The 14,709-nt window shown below is 44.2% G+C and carries 13 protein-coding genes and 1 pseudogene; 8 read left to right on the forward strand and 6 right to left on the reverse strand.

Annotated features, from left to right (window positions below; genetic code table 11):
• The first annotated feature begins 147 nt into the window (after nt 1–147).
• Nucleotides 148–1,248 carry a PQQ-dependent sugar dehydrogenase gene (locus MJ770_RS01575; protein ID WP_239249745.1) on the forward strand — a complete coding sequence of 367 codons (1,101 nt, stop codon included), beginning with the start codon at nt 148–150 and terminating at the stop codon, nt 1,246–1,248.
• A gap of 300 nt (nt 1,249–1,548) precedes the next feature.
• Entirely contained in the window at nt 1,549–2,826 is a 1,278-nt protein-coding gene (locus tag MJ770_RS01580) for a hypothetical protein (protein WP_239249747.1), read from the forward strand.
• Here the strand turns inward: MJ770_RS01580 and MJ770_RS15535 are convergent.
• Both MJ770_RS15535 and MJ770_RS01585 read right to left on the reverse strand, forming a co-directional pair.
• Complete coding sequence (locus MJ770_RS15535; RefSeq protein ID WP_445083112.1) at nt 2,774–3,001, reverse strand: hypothetical protein; 228 nt, start codon at nt 2,999–3,001, stop codon at nt 2,774–2,776. The two genes, MJ770_RS01580 and MJ770_RS15535, sit on opposite strands and share 53 nt — an antisense overlap.
• 796 nt (nt 3,002–3,797) lie before the next feature.
• Nucleotides 3,798–4,652 (reverse strand): hypothetical protein, encoded by an 855-nt coding sequence (locus tag MJ770_RS01585; protein ID WP_239249749.1) that lies wholly within the window; start codon nt 4,650–4,652, stop codon nt 3,798–3,800.
• 119 nt (nt 4,653–4,771) lie between these two features.
• Between MJ770_RS01585 and MJ770_RS01590 the strand changes: the two genes are divergently transcribed.
• The 3 genes from MJ770_RS01590 to MJ770_RS01600 all read left to right on the forward strand — a co-directional run bounded on the left by MJ770_RS01590 (nt 4,772) and on the right by MJ770_RS01600 (nt 7,959).
• Entirely contained in the window at nt 4,772–5,107 is a 336-nt protein-coding gene (locus MJ770_RS01590) for a hypothetical protein (protein WP_239249751.1), read from the forward strand.
• Between the two features lie 217 nt (nt 5,108–5,324).
• Nucleotides 5,325–5,732, forward strand: a complete 408-nt coding sequence (locus MJ770_RS01595; RefSeq protein WP_239249753.1) for a hypothetical protein — start codon at nt 5,325–5,327, stop codon at nt 5,730–5,732.
• Between the two features lie 508 nt (nt 5,733–6,240).
• On the forward strand, nt 6,241–7,959 hold the full coding sequence (locus tag MJ770_RS01600) for a PAN domain-containing protein (protein WP_239249755.1): 1,719 nt from the start codon (nt 6,241–6,243) through the stop codon (nt 7,957–7,959).
• On the opposite strand, the pseudogene MJ770_RS01605 reads toward MJ770_RS01600, so the two are convergent.
• Nucleotides 7,927–8,216 (reverse strand): annotated as a pseudogene (locus tag MJ770_RS01605) (hypothetical protein); the annotation flags it as partial. The gene MJ770_RS01600 and the pseudogene MJ770_RS01605 overlap by 33 nt on opposite strands.
• A 175-nt stretch (nt 8,217–8,391) precedes the next feature.
• Between MJ770_RS01605 and MJ770_RS01610 the strand changes: the two are divergent.
• Together MJ770_RS01610 and MJ770_RS01615 are read left to right on the forward strand one after the other, a co-directional pair.
• Nucleotides 8,392–9,144 (forward strand): ATP-binding cassette domain-containing protein, encoded by a 753-nt coding sequence (locus MJ770_RS01610; RefSeq protein WP_239249757.1) that lies wholly within the window; start codon nt 8,392–8,394, stop codon nt 9,142–9,144.
• Nucleotides 9,141–10,673, forward strand: coding sequence for an ABC transporter permease/substrate-binding protein (locus MJ770_RS01615; protein WP_239249759.1), 1,533 nt, complete (start codon nt 9,141–9,143; stop codon nt 10,671–10,673). The genes MJ770_RS01610 and MJ770_RS01615 overlap by 4 nt, the downstream gene beginning before the upstream one ends.
• Nucleotides 10,674–11,122: 449 nt before the next feature.
• Here the strand turns inward: MJ770_RS01615 and MJ770_RS01620 are convergent, their stop codons facing one another.
• From MJ770_RS01620 to MJ770_RS01630, 3 genes are all read right to left on the reverse strand, one after another.
• Nucleotides 11,123–11,818 (reverse strand): hypothetical protein, encoded by a 696-nt coding sequence (locus tag MJ770_RS01620; RefSeq protein WP_239249761.1) that lies wholly within the window; start codon nt 11,816–11,818, stop codon nt 11,123–11,125.
• 54 nt (nt 11,819–11,872) lie between these two features.
• Nucleotides 11,873–13,288, reverse strand: a complete 1,416-nt coding sequence (locus MJ770_RS01625; RefSeq protein WP_239249763.1) for an MATE family efflux transporter — start codon at nt 13,286–13,288, stop codon at nt 11,873–11,875.
• 154 nt (nt 13,289–13,442) lie between these two features.
• Nucleotides 13,443–13,628 carry a hypothetical protein gene (locus MJ770_RS01630; RefSeq protein ID WP_239249765.1) on the reverse strand — a complete coding sequence of 62 codons (186 nt, stop codon included), beginning with the start codon at nt 13,626–13,628 and terminating at the stop codon, nt 13,443–13,445.
• A 484-nt stretch (nt 13,629–14,112) separates the two neighbouring features.
• On the opposite strand from MJ770_RS01630, the gene MJ770_RS01635 reads away from it, so the two are divergent.
• Nucleotides 14,113–14,634 (forward strand): hypothetical protein, encoded by a 522-nt coding sequence (locus MJ770_RS01635; protein WP_239249767.1) that lies wholly within the window; start codon nt 14,113–14,115, stop codon nt 14,632–14,634.
• Nucleotides 14,635–14,709 lie beyond the last annotated feature (75 nt).

The raw sequence follows: 14,709 nt of genomic DNA on the forward strand, positions 1-14,709 counted from the left end.
GTAACCAATTTTCTTTAAATCCAACTGCCAGGCTGGGAGTCATTTTAAAATTCTTTAATACAACAGGATACTTCTTAGAGACAGACTTATAATATTATCAGCGCGTTTATTTCAAGTTGGGTGGACTAAATTGGGGAGCTTATTAAAATGTTAAAAATTCTTTTGCAAATATTAACCATTTTTATCTTTGCCACTCCCCTCTATGCCGAAAATCATTTTCTGCCGAAAGTTGCTAAAGGTTTTAGCATTTCAGTATATGCAGATGTAGAAAATGCAAGGCAACTGGCTGTGGCCGAAGATGGCACCTTGTTTGTCGGGACTCGTAACAGCGGCAAAGTATGGGCAGTGCAGGATAAAGATAACGATGGTTTTGCAGAAACCAAAACTTTATTGTTGGACTCTCTCAATTTGCCCAGTGGTATCGCTTACCATAAAGGTGATTTGTACATCGCCGAAGTTCATCAAGTTTTACGTCTCAAAAATATTCTCACTCAATTGGATAAGCCGCCCGAGGCAGAAATTGTATATTCAGATTTACCTGATAAAAAACATCACGGTTGGAAATTTATAGCTTTTGATGAAAACGATTTCCTGTATATCCCGGTAGGAGCTCCCTGCAATAGTTGCAATCCTGATGACGAACAATTCTCCCACCTGAGAAAAGTAAATCTAACAACAAAGCAATGGACGATTATTGCCAAAGGGATACGCAATACAGTGGGATTCGATTGGCACCCAACCACTGGCAAGCTATGGTTTACCGATAACGGTCAAGATTGGATGGGAAACGACAAACCCGCAGACGAACTCAACCGAATAGATAGAGATGGGCAGCATTTTGGATATCCATTTATACACGGTAAAAGTACTGCAGACCCAAAATTCTATGTACAACGTCCGAAGCTTTTAAAAACCAGCCCGCCAGCACTAGAGTTACAGGCTCACGTGGCACCGCTGGGCATTCATTTTTATACTGGGAAAATGTTCCCGAGAAAATATATCAACCAGCTGTTTCTCGCCGAACACGGCTCCTGGAATCGAACCAGTAAGGTCGGTTATAAGGTGTTATTGGTCAATATTGCAAAAGATAAAGTAATTTCATCGGAAACTTTTCTTAGTGGGTTTCTGGAGAAAGGAGAAGTTTTAGGGCGACCTGTGGCTTTTGCAGAACTAAAAGACGGGTCATTGTTAGTGTCAGATGATTTTGCAGGAAAAATTTATCGAATTACTGTCTCTAAAAATCTATAAGCTCGTTATATATCGCCCAGCTGAAGGCAAGCGGAAGCGGATTTACCCCTAAAGCGAAATAAAATATTACCTGTGACATCTGCTTGTTATGAGTCAGTCCCAATTTCACTCCGCCTCTGAAATACTACAAGTCATATGTTTAAGAATGGATTTATCAAAAAATTTAGATCTCGGCTTCGCTACCAGAACATGCGAGCCTGAATCAACATGAACCACTCTTTCGTTATTTTTATGAGTTCAGCGTATAGAATATTCTTATATAAACTGCTCTCAATCTGATTTGACAAAGCATTTGTCAAAGTGAGCGCTACCGAGTTTGATATGGCTCTCGAATCCGTCATCAAAGTCTGGAATATGCAACAATACATTTATTGCTCCATCCGTGGTTTATTAAATATTTTGTCTAAAATTCCGCCGGAATGGATCAAACTCACGGGGGGAAGACAAATCATGGAACATTCAATTACCAATTACAACGCAAATTTAGCGACAGGTGGCACTGATTTTGTTAGTGCTATGCGAGTGAAGTTTCGCTACCTGCTGTTGGTTGCGTGTACGTTTATGTTGCTAGTCTCATCAGGTGTTGAGGCGCGTCCACATATTTCAGATACGCTTGCCAAAGGTAGTCAATGGAATCTTAACGTAGACGGTGCAACCGGAATTCTTAAACTGCTGGGAGGGCATGGCGAGATCACCGATGACGGCGGTTGGAAGATGGAGATGGATGTCGAATGGGATGGCAGGCCGGGTAAATTACACGCGACCGCGGACGATTCAAACGGGTTGCAGCAAGTGTCAATGGAGCTCAGCCACGCTAACACTATGCCGGTAAAATGTACGGGTTATATTGCACTCAGGTCAGACAAGATGATGGCTGGCACCAGTCGCAACGGTGTAGCCAGGGGAGCCTGGTACGCAACTCTGGTTCCCGACACCGCCGTTGTCCCGTTTCCGGCTGTGCTCGTTCCTGTAAAACCTGATACCAAAGATCCAAAACCGTCAACCCGTTTACCGTCAGGACCGCAAATTAAGGCCGGCGTCACGCCATTCTCACCAAATTCGAAAGAAAAGGTCAAATTCACAGCACGCGCAAAAGGGCCGGCAAAGGTGTTTGCCGTGACTATCTACGTTAATGGCAAGATGGCCAAGTCGTGCCCTAACAGCAGCTGCACCTATGTGGGCGGGCCATACTCGCCGGGTAAGTTGAACTGGAGCGTTTCTGCCAAAGATCACAATAATCAAAGTTCAAACACCGGCAAAAAAATCTTGAAAATCACCGCCGCCAAGGCTCCAGAACGGACGCAAACTGGGAAGTGCCGAATCACCGGCAAGGCGACTGGGTCGGGCAAGGACAAGGCCAGTCTGTTTACGGTTTTCCTGTCAAAGGGGGGATCAGTGCAGAAGACCAGCAGATTTAACTCGTCCGGTAACTACAGTTTTTCCAAACTAGTAGCAGGAACCTACAATGTTTCGCTAGACAGTAAAGCTGACCTCGCGATTTCCCCGCAGCCAAGAAATCGAACAGTCACTTGTGGCAACAGCGGTACAAAATCAGGGCAGAATTTTGAGTTTCGTTAATCGCGGAGCCAGGAAAAATAAACCATCTTTCTGCGGCTAGGTGTTGCACGAATTCTAGAGGCGAGATGACAATATGTGTATCGCCATCCCGATAAGGCGTTTTTAGCATCAGCACCACCTGACCAGCACCATTATTGAGTGTTAGTCGTTCATTAGCAATCGCAGATCGCGTTATGTAACGTTACAGAGCCTGCCGCTACGGAGGCAAGGACGCCCAATTCTTTGCTCTGATTCACCGCAACATTGCACGCCAGCGTTAAGACTAAAGCCATACGTATTGAAGCAATATTATTTGCTTGGCTGCGGCTGCACATTTTGTGTGGGCGCACTTTTCTGAGTCAGTACTTTTTGTTCTGCCCAGCAACCGAGCGCAATCCGTTAAATGCAAGCCGACTAGTGCAGTACGCCAACACCGCATATGTTTCCATTTCAGCTAAGCAACTCATTCCCCTCCTCCACTGTAAACGCGGCCTTGCGTTGCGGATTAATACTTTCATGATGCGCTTGATTATCTGGCTGAGCATACATTGCAACTGCTCAGCCGTCGGTGGACACACGCTACAGAATTCCGCCACACCATTTTTGATACAGCAAATAACAGATACTCTGAACGTTAGAGCAGGGCCAAACGAAATTGGCAGCCAGTTCTCGTTGTGCACCTGAATCCGGATCAACACATTAAAGGCGAACATAAGGAAGGAGATTTAGCGTACAAAATAGCAGCATGAACAAACTCATTCAGACGGCAAGTAGCTTAGCAATCAACGCTTGGATTGGTGAGATAGATTTTTCAAGGTTTCTCGGCTAACTTTAATCAATTGAACCTAATGCAGATTTTATTAAAACAACTTCAAATATTCTTACCTTCGCTGGCATTCTATGATTGCCTGAAGGTATTCCTGCTCTGATAGTTCCCGCGATTCTGCAAGCAACCATTTGGATTCACCTCGCACGGAGGAACCGCCATTCACTTAGGTGAACCGAAAAGGTTTCATTACCCCGTTATCGTTCCTGTTCCTGTTTGCGAAGCGTGCATAGACGTAATAGACAGATAAGTAGGGGTATGCACATTCAAACTTCCAGTTTTCGGGCAGCTTTCCAGTTTTTAAAAGTTCTTGCTCACCATTTGGTTTCGCCAATTGTTCACGAATTTTTTTCCTGGAAAGTGGCGCCAAGAGAGGCAGGAGGTTGCTCCACTTTTCATCGCGGTAGGTCCGCATGGATTTTTCAAAGGCTGCCCGGACAAACTCTGAATCTTCAATGCTTTTTGGGACAATTTTGTCATTATTTAAGGTCAGAATACTTTCATTTCGGACTTTGCAGTCTGTGAGCAAGGTTCGGAGTTCAGTGCTTTCCACAAGCGTGGTCTCGCTGTATGGGCTCCAGACACCTGTGTTTCGCAGGTGATATCCTCTTAGTTTATTGGTGCTTTCCGTGTTGAATTGGATATTGACAGTCACAACGCATTCACCCACCTCGTCGCAAGAAATACATTCTATTTTGTGGAACACTGGTATCCGGGGAAGATCAGGATCCCGTTTTAAAATATCTTGAAACTCGTGAGTCAGCGGGCCATCGGTTTTATTGTAATAAATTAACGCTCCGAAAAATCCTTGAGACCAGCGCCGCATGGCCTGTTCAAAATCCCATGCGACTTGTTTGATCAATTCGTCGTTTCTATAAGTCTCTAAATTAGCATTGGAGATTAAGGTATTACTATCAGGATCGACCGCAGGATGCGAAAAAACTGAACGCGTACTACAAAGACAAACCAACACAATTGCAAACAATATTGGTCTTCCAAGTTTACAAACTGCAATAATCATGAGCTCCTCGTATAACATTCAACCAGTCAAATAAACACTTTATTTGTGGAAATTTTTAATATCATAAGCTCAATGGTTCATTTTAAAATAAATTTCATGAGTTAAATTGGTGTCACGCTATGGGGAGAACACAGAACATATTCGAAGCCAACTTTATCCTTCGGGGTAATCCTGTTTCTGCTGCCTGGAGAGATTTGCTCAAGATGCTCAATTGTCGAAAAAGCGATCGTGGGACGAAAGATTATCCAATTTGGCGGCGCATCGACGGTAAAGGTTTTACTCTCTGGTTATCAGAAATACAACTTGCCGACTCTGCATCCAAACCTCCGACTTGGCGATTTAAATTAGAATCGCTAGCCACATTACCGCCCATGGGAAAAGAACAATGGGATATTTGCCTTGGTGCCATCGAAAAATTTTTGCAAGACGCTGAACTACAGTACGAAATAACTTGAGGGCGCCTCTAAAAATTCAATTTTGCGAGGAGCCGCTTCGCAGTTTGCCTGTTTACCCCGTTGCCATGCAAGGCAAGGCGCGACTAAAACATTGAACGCAGTATATATTTTATATGTAAGTGATAATTTTTTCGAATAACGCGGTATTGTGACGAAGATTGGTTTTTTAGAGATGCCCTTGATAGCATTCACAAGATGGTGATTACGCAATACAGCTATGGATAAAACTCTTAAACTCTGGCTAGATGAATTATCGGAGGAGATCATTGTTGACCACTCCCCCTCCATTGGCGAACAAGCAAGTGCCAATATGGTTACCTTCAGCATAACAGAAGACAATTTGAAGGAATGGGGAAGAGAATCAATCAGAGATTTTATTTTAGCCTCTCGCGATTTATATGAAAGTAACAGTGCTGGCCGATCGATGCTTTTTTATTGTTGGTACGATGAACAGGCTGGACAGTTAAGATTTAGCTCAATCTCATCCGAACACAAAATGCCACCCTTTCAATGCGACATAACGTATGTGGAACTGGATTTTCTAATAGAAAAAATATTTGCTAGCAACAGCGGCCTTTTCACAGAAGATAAAAAGTTGTATCTTTGGTCGTCCAATCTCAGATAATGCAGATCCATCGTTAGAATAAATATGAACATGATGATTTTTTTAGCTGGTAAAAATCTGTAGCGTCTATTTTTTATTTTGCCGCCCTATTTTTTCCAGGCTTCCCCTCTTTCGCTTCCCCTGCCGCATGTCATAGAAATTCTGTCGATAAATTTTTTCATCGGATCTGCTCGCTCTGGCAAAAATATTCAAAACAAGACGCTGGAAAAAAGGCATGATCACGCTTCACTTCGTTGCCAAATACCAAATTCTTGATGTTTTTAAAGGTGATACCTAGAAGGATTCCACCCAGACCGCGATTACTACTTGTCAAGAAAACTCCAGACCGGAAAATGATATGCTGGAATATCAACAAGCAACACCCTATTACCCTGGAGGATTTAATATCCATCTTACTGGGATGGACTCCAAAAATGACCTGCACTGATAAAGCAGGCCAACGAACAAGAAGCCGTAATTAAACTCAATTTGAAATAGAAATGAGGAATAGCGAATGCGCACATGGATATTGGCTCTGATTATTATTGGCATGACCGCGACCAATGCGTCTGCAGTGGAGTGCTCCAGCCCTTCACCGAAGACACTACCTATTTGGCAAGATTTCAAGTCCTTTGTTGAAAAGGAATACTATCAAGGGGAAAAAGGGGGCGGGGGGCGGAGATATGCATTTGGCCACGCTTTGGGCAGGCTTGCCAGTGCCGTGCAGGGTCAACCCGATCGACACGAAGCTTTTGAATGTGTAAAGCTGGTACTTGAGCGGGAAATTTCACTATTAGTTGCTATGGGGGCACCAGAAAACGCACGTGTTTTATATTCTACTGTCATGGAAGCGGCGATGGGTATGCATGACGAAGAAGTGGCTAAATTAACCGGAGTGACATCAACGGAGCCTCTTTATCATCTGTTCGGCGGTAAGATTCAACAACCGACCTCACCGGCTAAAGCGCCCGTACCGATTGTCAAAATTCAGCCCGCGCCACTCACCAAAAAACCCGGCACGATCATCAAATCACAACCTGGGGTATTACCCCCCTTGCCTTCGGGAGGTTCTCCTACAAGTTCGTCTACGGGAAATATCGAACAGTGTCAGTTCGGAGCGAACTGGAAATTGTCGACTGCGCGCAAGGCCATCTCCAATGCATGGAATTTGAGGGGCAGAATTTTATCTGACTGTCAGGGAAGTAACTGGAGCATATGCCAAAACATAATGGACCAACTCAATATCGCACGTGATCATATTTTCCAGACATTCGATCAAAATCACGATGGGGTCAATGATTGTAAAATCAAGTGCCTATTTGACGATGCCGCCCAGGAGGCGCAGAAGCTCATTGCCTGGGAAAATTGGTTGCTAAAGCGATACTATCCGGGTGCACGTGGCTTGGCAAACATCTACTATACAATCAATGAACATCGGGAAATTCCGATGTGCAAAGTCAAACTGGATGATAAAAATATGCAGGCTGGAGTCGATTTACCAGGCATGGATTTCAAAAGTTTCTTCTTGGATCAATCCCTGCCTGCGTTATGCCGTAACGCCTGTCAAAATAATAAGCGCTGTAAAGCCTGGACCTTTGTCAAACCCGACATACAGGGAAACAAGGCGAAATGCTGGTTGAAACACAGTGTTCCAAAATCAGTAAAAGACAGCTGCTGTGTTTCAGGGGTTATATCAATAGGATCGAAAATTACCCCCGTCCCTCCGTTGCCAGCGAATGCCTATGTCATTGACAAAATTGAGATCCCCAGACCAACTTACCAAACCACAGGTAGCATAATATGTGACATACAGATTAGTAACAGTAGTAGAGTCAATCATTGTAAACATCATAAGGACGAAGGAATTCTTAAAGTTCAAATTCAGCATAATTTTCGCCTTCGCGCAGAAAATGGCAACACATTTGTGCCAGGAGAAAAGGTCTATTTAGAGATCAGCGGATCAATTTCAGGGCACTCAACAGGTTATTCAACTGGTGATTACGTTCAAGCACGTCTCGAACCAAGCAGTGGTAGTTTTAAAACCGAAAGTAAATCAGGTGATGGTGACGGATGGTCCCTGAATAACAGTGACTTGCCGCAAATTGGTAGAGAACGAAGAGGCTCGGCATCTATGCAATTAACAAGGGTTGCCACTTTTCCGGACACTAAAGGAAAACCTGTCAAAATTGTATTAACCGGCTCGAATAATAGTAGTTTAGTGACTTATCACCTTAAACCAGTCAAGTAATAAGATATGAGAAAAACAAGGCAATGTAGCAATTAGCTGTTGAACCTGACTTGTTCTTTTAAAAGATGAGATAAAACAATCTGTTGGTGTAATGTTTTGGCCGATATGACCAATCTTTATCTGCCAGCCCAGATAGCTTTCGAGATACCGCGTAGCAACGCCATGAATTTTACCATCCCTTATTTGAGTCGGCTGTCATAGGCGTTGACGTTTTGAATGTGATAGATGCCGCCTATTACCCGCTGGCCACGGCTCATACGATTAAACGCTTCCATCCATGTTTTGAACTCATTCGCTTTCATGATGAGTACCTTCGTAGCCGTACTTTATGCCGCAAGCCGCTCAAACATTCAATTCAACAGCTAATTGCGACATAGCCTTTATCAACTCTCAATTCTTGTGTGCCATTGGTAAATACCGCACACTGAGCGAATGTTGGTAATCTCTCAAATTTCTAAACGCTATGGCGACTCACCGGCTTTGGCATCGACTGATCTTCAGGTGTCTACCGGTGAAACGCTGGTACTTATCGGCCCTAGCGGCTGCGGTAAGTCCACTTTACTGCGCTTAATTGCGGGTCTTATTCAGCCGGATGCTGGCAGCATCACCTTCGAAGGATCGCAACTATCATCTGAAAATATTTTTCAGATACGTCAACGAATGGGCTACGTTATTCAGGAAGGGGGGTTATTTCCTCATCTCAGCGTACGCGATAACGTGACTGTTATGGCTCGCTATCTGCGCCGCGATGCCCGTTGGATTGATAGCCGCTTAAACGAACTCACTCAATTAGTACAACTGCCTGCGGAAATGTTGAAGCGATTTCCGGCGGAGTTGTCCGGTGGACAACGCCAACGCGTCAGCCTCATGCGCGCACTGATGTTGGAACCGGATTTATTGCTGTTGGATGAACCGTTGGGTGCGCTCGATCCTATGATTCGTTATGAGTTGCAACAGGAACTCAAAGCTATTTTTAGTCAACTTTGCAAAACCGTCATTATGGTTACCCACGATATAGCCGAAGCGGCTTTTTTTGGACAGACCTTAGTCCTGATGCGGGATGGACACATCATACAAGCCGGTCCATTTAAAGAACTGGCGCAAACACCTGCCGAACCGTTCGTCGAACGGTTCATTTCCGCACAACGTGAACCCATGGCACAGCTCATTGAGGCGCTTAAATGATAACGAAGCAAAGAATAGGCGTGGTGCTATTGGGATTTTTCGCCTTACTTATAAGCACCGTTAGCAGTATCGTTGCCGGTACCGAAAAACCGCTGAGCATTACTGTTGGCTCCAAAGCATTTACCGAATCAGTTATCTTAGGCGAGATGCTTAAACACTTGGCTGGGCAAACAGGTATCGCGACTCACCATCAGCGCGAGCTGGGTGGTTCACGTGTATTGTGGAATGCATTACTCAGCGGTGAAATCGATGCTTACCCCGAATACAATGGTACGTTGCTACAAGAAATTTTGGTCAAGGAAAACCTGAAAACCGAGGCTGAGCTTAAACAGGCGCTGACGGAACGTGGCTTGAGAATGACAACACCCCTTGGCTTTAACAATACCTATGCTCTTGGGATGAAAGCTGAACTTGCCGAACGATTCAAGATACATACTATTTCTGATTTAAAAAACCATCCCGAATTTGTACTGGGCTTCAGTAATGAATTTATGGATCGAGCCGATGGCTGGCCAGGTTTACAGCAACGTTACCAATTACCTCAGAAAAAGGTTCGGGGACTGGATCATAATTTAGCCTATCGGGGTATTAATTCCGGCTCGTTACAAGCAATCGATCTTTACGCTACGGATGCAGAAATTGCTTATTACAAACTTCGGACGCTTGAGGATGATCTGAATTACTTCCCAGTTTATAACGCAGTCATTCTGTATCGTGCTGATCTCGAACAACGTGCACCCGAAGTCGTAGTGATGTTCAATCAACTTGCCGGTAGTATTGATGCACTGACAATGAGCAAAATGAACTTCCAAGTGAAACAGAATAACGAACCCGAGTCCACCGTTGCTGCAGGTTTTTTGCAACAAACGCTTAATATGGATGTTGACTATCAGGTGCAAACTGTATGGCAACGGTTCGTGAAACACTCCGGTGAACATTTGTTGCTGGTTGGTATCTCTCTATCCGCAGCAATCATTTTTGCCGTTCCGTTGGGTATCTTAGCTGCACACAATGAACGCCTTGGCTCGATCGTTCTCAGTGTGGCAGGCATCGTTCAAACGATTCCTGCGTTAGCCTTATTTGTTTTCATGATTCCACTACTTGGCATCGGAGGGCCGCCTGCGATAATGGCCTTGTTTTTATATAGTCTCCTTCCTATTATTCGAAACACCTATGCGGGTATCAAAGATATTCCGCCAGCTATTATTGAATCAGCACAGGCACTCGGGTTACCGTCGCGTGCCAGGTTGCGCATTGTAGAGTTACCTTTGGCTACGCGCGCTATCCTTGCAGGAATAAAAACGTCGGCAGTAATAAATGTTGGCACGGCTTCGTTGAGTGCTCTCATTGGTGCTGGCGGGTACGGTCAGCCCATACTCACTGGTATACGACTCGATAATATAGGCTTGATCCTGGAAGGTGCTATTCCTGCAGCTGTACTTGCGTTGTTGGTGCAAGCATTGTTTGAACTGATCGAACGTGGGTTATTACCAAAAGGGCTTCGAATAAAAGCGCTTGGTGCTCGTTGAACAAATATACATGAACAGAATTGAATACCCGCTTCAAGCGCTGCGCGAAGATTTTAGGGGATCAAAGCTAAATAGCCACTAAGATATGCTTTTGTAGCATGGTTATGCGCAAAAAAATTGAACGCAGAAAATATTTGATATGCAAATGATAATTTATTCGAGCAAAGCGGTTTGTATCTAAGTTAGGATTTTTAAAGGTGCGATTAAGTAGCGATAGTAGAGATATTATGCCGCAAGGGCAGTTAATGATTCCTCTACTACCAAACAAACAGAATGTTAAGTGTATGCAAAAATGTATCCTAACAACCATCAGAAAAAACTATAAACCAATAATCCCAGATAATCCATTAGACCTGATTCGTGCGATGACTTCGCATTCCCCCCCTTTGAAAAAGGGGGAGGCTGGTTAAATTGCCTAATGGATTATCCGGGATAATCATAGCTGGTGGTTAAAATTCATACCCCAAACCCAATAATGCACCTCGATTACCCAATAGAACTAAATCAACGCCCCATTGGTTTTTGTGATAACCGATGCCCGGTACGATAACCGGCGCAACTCCTAGCTTTTCATTCAATGGTAGATTATCTTTGTATTCACCTTTGTAGCCGTTAATCAGGCCGGCGGTCAATTTAGCACGCAGACCGGGGAGAGTGTTATCGAATCTAAATAATTTACCGTAAAACAGATATTGCGAAAATTGATCATAAGAATTATTGAAAAGTGCCAAACCATACAGGTGATCATTGGGCTTAATAACTTCTAGGCTGACCAGATAAGCGGCACCAGTGTATGCGTCTTTATTCTTATAGTGGGTGTAGGATCCGCCGAACAAATAAAGGCCATCTTTATCTGTATCATATAATTTCCAGGCAGCAACTTGGCTGGGAATGAGTAAGTTGGTTAATAGCAGTAAAATTATACAAAGACGGTACATTTTATATTTTGTATCAAAGGATTCATTATAAACGTGGATAGAAATCACGGATACCGCGGTTATTTCTGCTGATAACCTTAAATCAATGCTCGATAAGGTCAGATCGTCGATTTCTATACCGCTTGCTTGATCAGAAAAGTTGAAGTGGCACAGTGAATGACTTGCAATATCGTTGTGAACAAGCGCGGATGGGTAGTTAACAGGCAACGCAATTGGATTGACGGAGAGTAGCCAAAGTACAACGACATGGACGATTGCCGCCTAATATAACTGCTGATGCGCCTCTTCACAGCGATGGCCGCGTATGTATCTACCCAGCCAAATGTACGCTCCAAGCCCGATAATGATGTTGGCTGTTGCACCCGCAATAAACAGGCCGTTTAAGCCAAGCCACCATTTTAATAAAAGTGCTAACGGCAAAAACACTATCAATGCACGGCACACCGAAACGGCCACGCCCGGCAATGGGAAACCCATGCCGTTAAAGCCGGCACAGGCCGACATAACCATGCCGTAGCCAGCGTAACTTACGGCCATAATCCGCAAGTACGTTACCGCCACTTCCTGAATCTCGGCAGTATCACTGAACAAGCTCGCCAGATACGGCGCTAGTACATACAACACCACCGTTAACAACAGGCCATAGACAAGACAGAATTTGGCAATAACCCGCCGTGCATGAAGCATACGATTGAGTTTACCCGCAGCAAAATTCTGCCCCATAAATGGGCTTGCAACCGCCGACATTGCGTAGAACGGAATAAGCACCAAAGGCTCAATACGAATTCCTACACCGAAGCCAGCTACCGCGGTAACACCAAAGCCGGCGATAATCGCCACAACAATGCCGTTAGCTATCGGCACAACGGTATTGGTAAGCATTGCGGGGCCACCGATACGCAGCATTTCAAGCCAGGACTGCAGCATCACGCTCAGTTTCGCAAATGGAGTCGCGAACACCCGCAACTTAAAGTGCAAATACGATAGCGTGCCAACCATCACAATAAGGTTGGAGGTGAGCGTTGCGAGTGCCGCACCGGCCATTTCTAAGCGTGGAAACCCGAACAAGCCGAAGATCATGATCGGATCAAGAATGACATTCACCACAGCCGCCAGCGTAATAATTTTTCCTTCAAGCATGGAGTTGCCACGGGCACGCATCGAGGCCAGACAGATCCAGCACACCGCATTCACCGGTACCGACCAATACCAGATGCTCATGTAATCGTGCACCAGTGGCATTATTTCATCAGTCGCGCCCAGCCCACGAAACACCGGATCGATAGTGAACAAACCAACAATCATGATAGCAACCATTACCAACCCAGCCAGCATCACGGTATCGGTGGTTTGGCGGCGCGCCAGTTGTTCGTTACCCCGCCCTATCGCGCGTGAAATTACGGAGACTGCACCGGCTTCGAATCCAATAATGACACTGATTAATAACCACAGCACCGGAAAACAAAAGGCAAGTGCGGCGAGCGGCATGTCACCTAGCTGCGAAACAAAAAACATATCGACGGCATCGAATGAAATAATAGCAACCAAACCAAAAGCCATGGGCGTCGCCTGCTGACGCAAATGGGTTGATACGTTTCCTTGTGTTAGATCTCTGGTCAAAACCAACAACTCCACGATGCTGTGCAACAAAGTGCCATTCTGACAGAAGTAGCTCACGGCACTGCGACTATGTGCTGATGTGATGCAGTTGTGACAAGCATAATCGCCGCCCACTTACAGGTCACCTCATCGTGCCGCCACTATGGACATAATGAAGGCAGCATTGCTGCGTCGCATTAACGCCATAAGTTGCTGGACAGAATGAAGCCGATCAAGTAGCTTGCAGGAACAGGAAAAATAAACTAACTTTTCTGCTGTCAGACGTTGTATGAATTCTAACGGCGACATAACAAAACGCCGCATCCGCTTCCATTTCAACTAAGTAGTACATCACCTCCAATATCAGTGTAGGCAAGCGCTGATGGGCAGTTAACAGGTAATACAATGGGATCGGCATGGAATTCACGCCATTTGTAGAAAATCAAGCTACCAGTTTCTTATGGGCACAGTAAGCATAACTCAGGCCTAAGTACCCATGAGCCAGAATGCCAAATTCAAGAAATGCCTTAAATTTAACTTTAACAAAACTGGGTACGATTTCAATCTCAACTGGTGCAAAAAAGCCTCGACATCCACTTGCACTAAACGATACAAATGGTTTTTTCAGGACGGTGCAGTTCATAGTTACGCTGATTTGCAGCCGCCGCATGCTGAACTGTTTGGCGGTCGATCAGTTATTATTACATGGTCTGTTTTGGTTAACAGATAGAAATTTGTGCATATGAAGACTCTTAAATCATAAAAACAGTTCGTGAAAGACGCTTTTTTTAGTTGCCAAGTGCAGCAAAGCGGCACTGTTGCTAAGGGCGTTAGTACCTGAATTCATTTCTTCGGTAATTATTGAAAATTAATTGAAAGAGTAAATATTAAAGGAGAGCATTATGTTGTATGCATTGCCATATTCGAAAAGAACATTTAATCAATATCTACGAATAATAGGTTTATTAGCTATGTTTTTCTCAGCGTCTGTATTCGGTAATGATGCCAAGGTTTACCCAGCATTTATGTGCTTAGAAAGTGGAGTTGAAACGGGCGCCTTTAATCGAAGTATGTTCGGAATTACTAGAGTAGATGACAAGGGAAGTGGCATTTTAATATGCCCGATAGTAAGAGATAGTATTGCAGATAGTAGTGGTCGTTTGGAAAGTCAAAATGTTGTCCAAGTAGAAGTAAATACTTTTAGAACAGACCCCGCTCCAAAAATACGCCTTACTCTGAGAAAATTTACAAGTAAAGGAGCTGCAATTCATGAAGACACAAAACTTCCTCAAAGTGGTCATCAAAGCTCAATCTTACAAGTAGAATTCAAAAAAGATGATGGCTACTACGTATTAGAGGTAGAAATGGGGGTAAATAAACCTAAGGAATACTCTAAAGTATTCTCTTATAAATTTATTGAGTAAAATATCTAGTCATAAATATAATAGGGCACCTCTAAAAACCATAGCTTTCAAACTTTCCGGCCCAAACTTTATGAA

The organism is Candidatus Nitrotoga sp. M5 (assembly GCF_927904885.1).
GTDB lineage: Bacteria > Pseudomonadota > Gammaproteobacteria > Burkholderiales > Gallionellaceae > Nitrotoga.

What these genes read in the sequence shown, in the direction of transcription:
- MJ770_RS01610 (WP_239249757.1), top strand. Translation starts at nt 8,392, where the DNA reads ATGTTGGTAATCTCTCAAATTTCTAAACGCTATGGCGACTCACCGGCT.
- MJ770_RS01635 (WP_239249767.1), top strand. Translation starts at nt 14,113, where the DNA reads ATGTTGTATGCATTGCCATATTCGAAAAGAACATTTAATCAATATCTA.
- MJ770_RS01630 (WP_239249765.1), bottom strand. Translation starts at nt 13,628, where the DNA reads ATGCCGATCCCATTGTATTACCTGTTAACTGCCCATCAGCGCTTGCCT.
- MJ770_RS01575 (WP_239249745.1), top strand. Translation starts at nt 148, where the DNA reads ATGTTAAAAATTCTTTTGCAAATATTAACCATTTTTATCTTTGCCACT.
- MJ770_RS01615 (WP_239249759.1), top strand. Translation starts at nt 9,141, where the DNA reads ATGATAACGAAGCAAAGAATAGGCGTGGTGCTATTGGGATTTTTCGCC.
- MJ770_RS01595 (WP_239249753.1), top strand. Translation starts at nt 5,325, where the DNA reads ATGGATAAAACTCTTAAACTCTGGCTAGATGAATTATCGGAGGAGATC.
- MJ770_RS01590 (WP_239249751.1), top strand. Translation starts at nt 4,772, where the DNA reads ATGGGGAGAACACAGAACATATTCGAAGCCAACTTTATCCTTCGGGGT.
- MJ770_RS01585 (WP_239249749.1), bottom strand. Translation starts at nt 4,652, where the DNA reads ATGATTATTGCAGTTTGTAAACTTGGAAGACCAATATTGTTTGCAATT.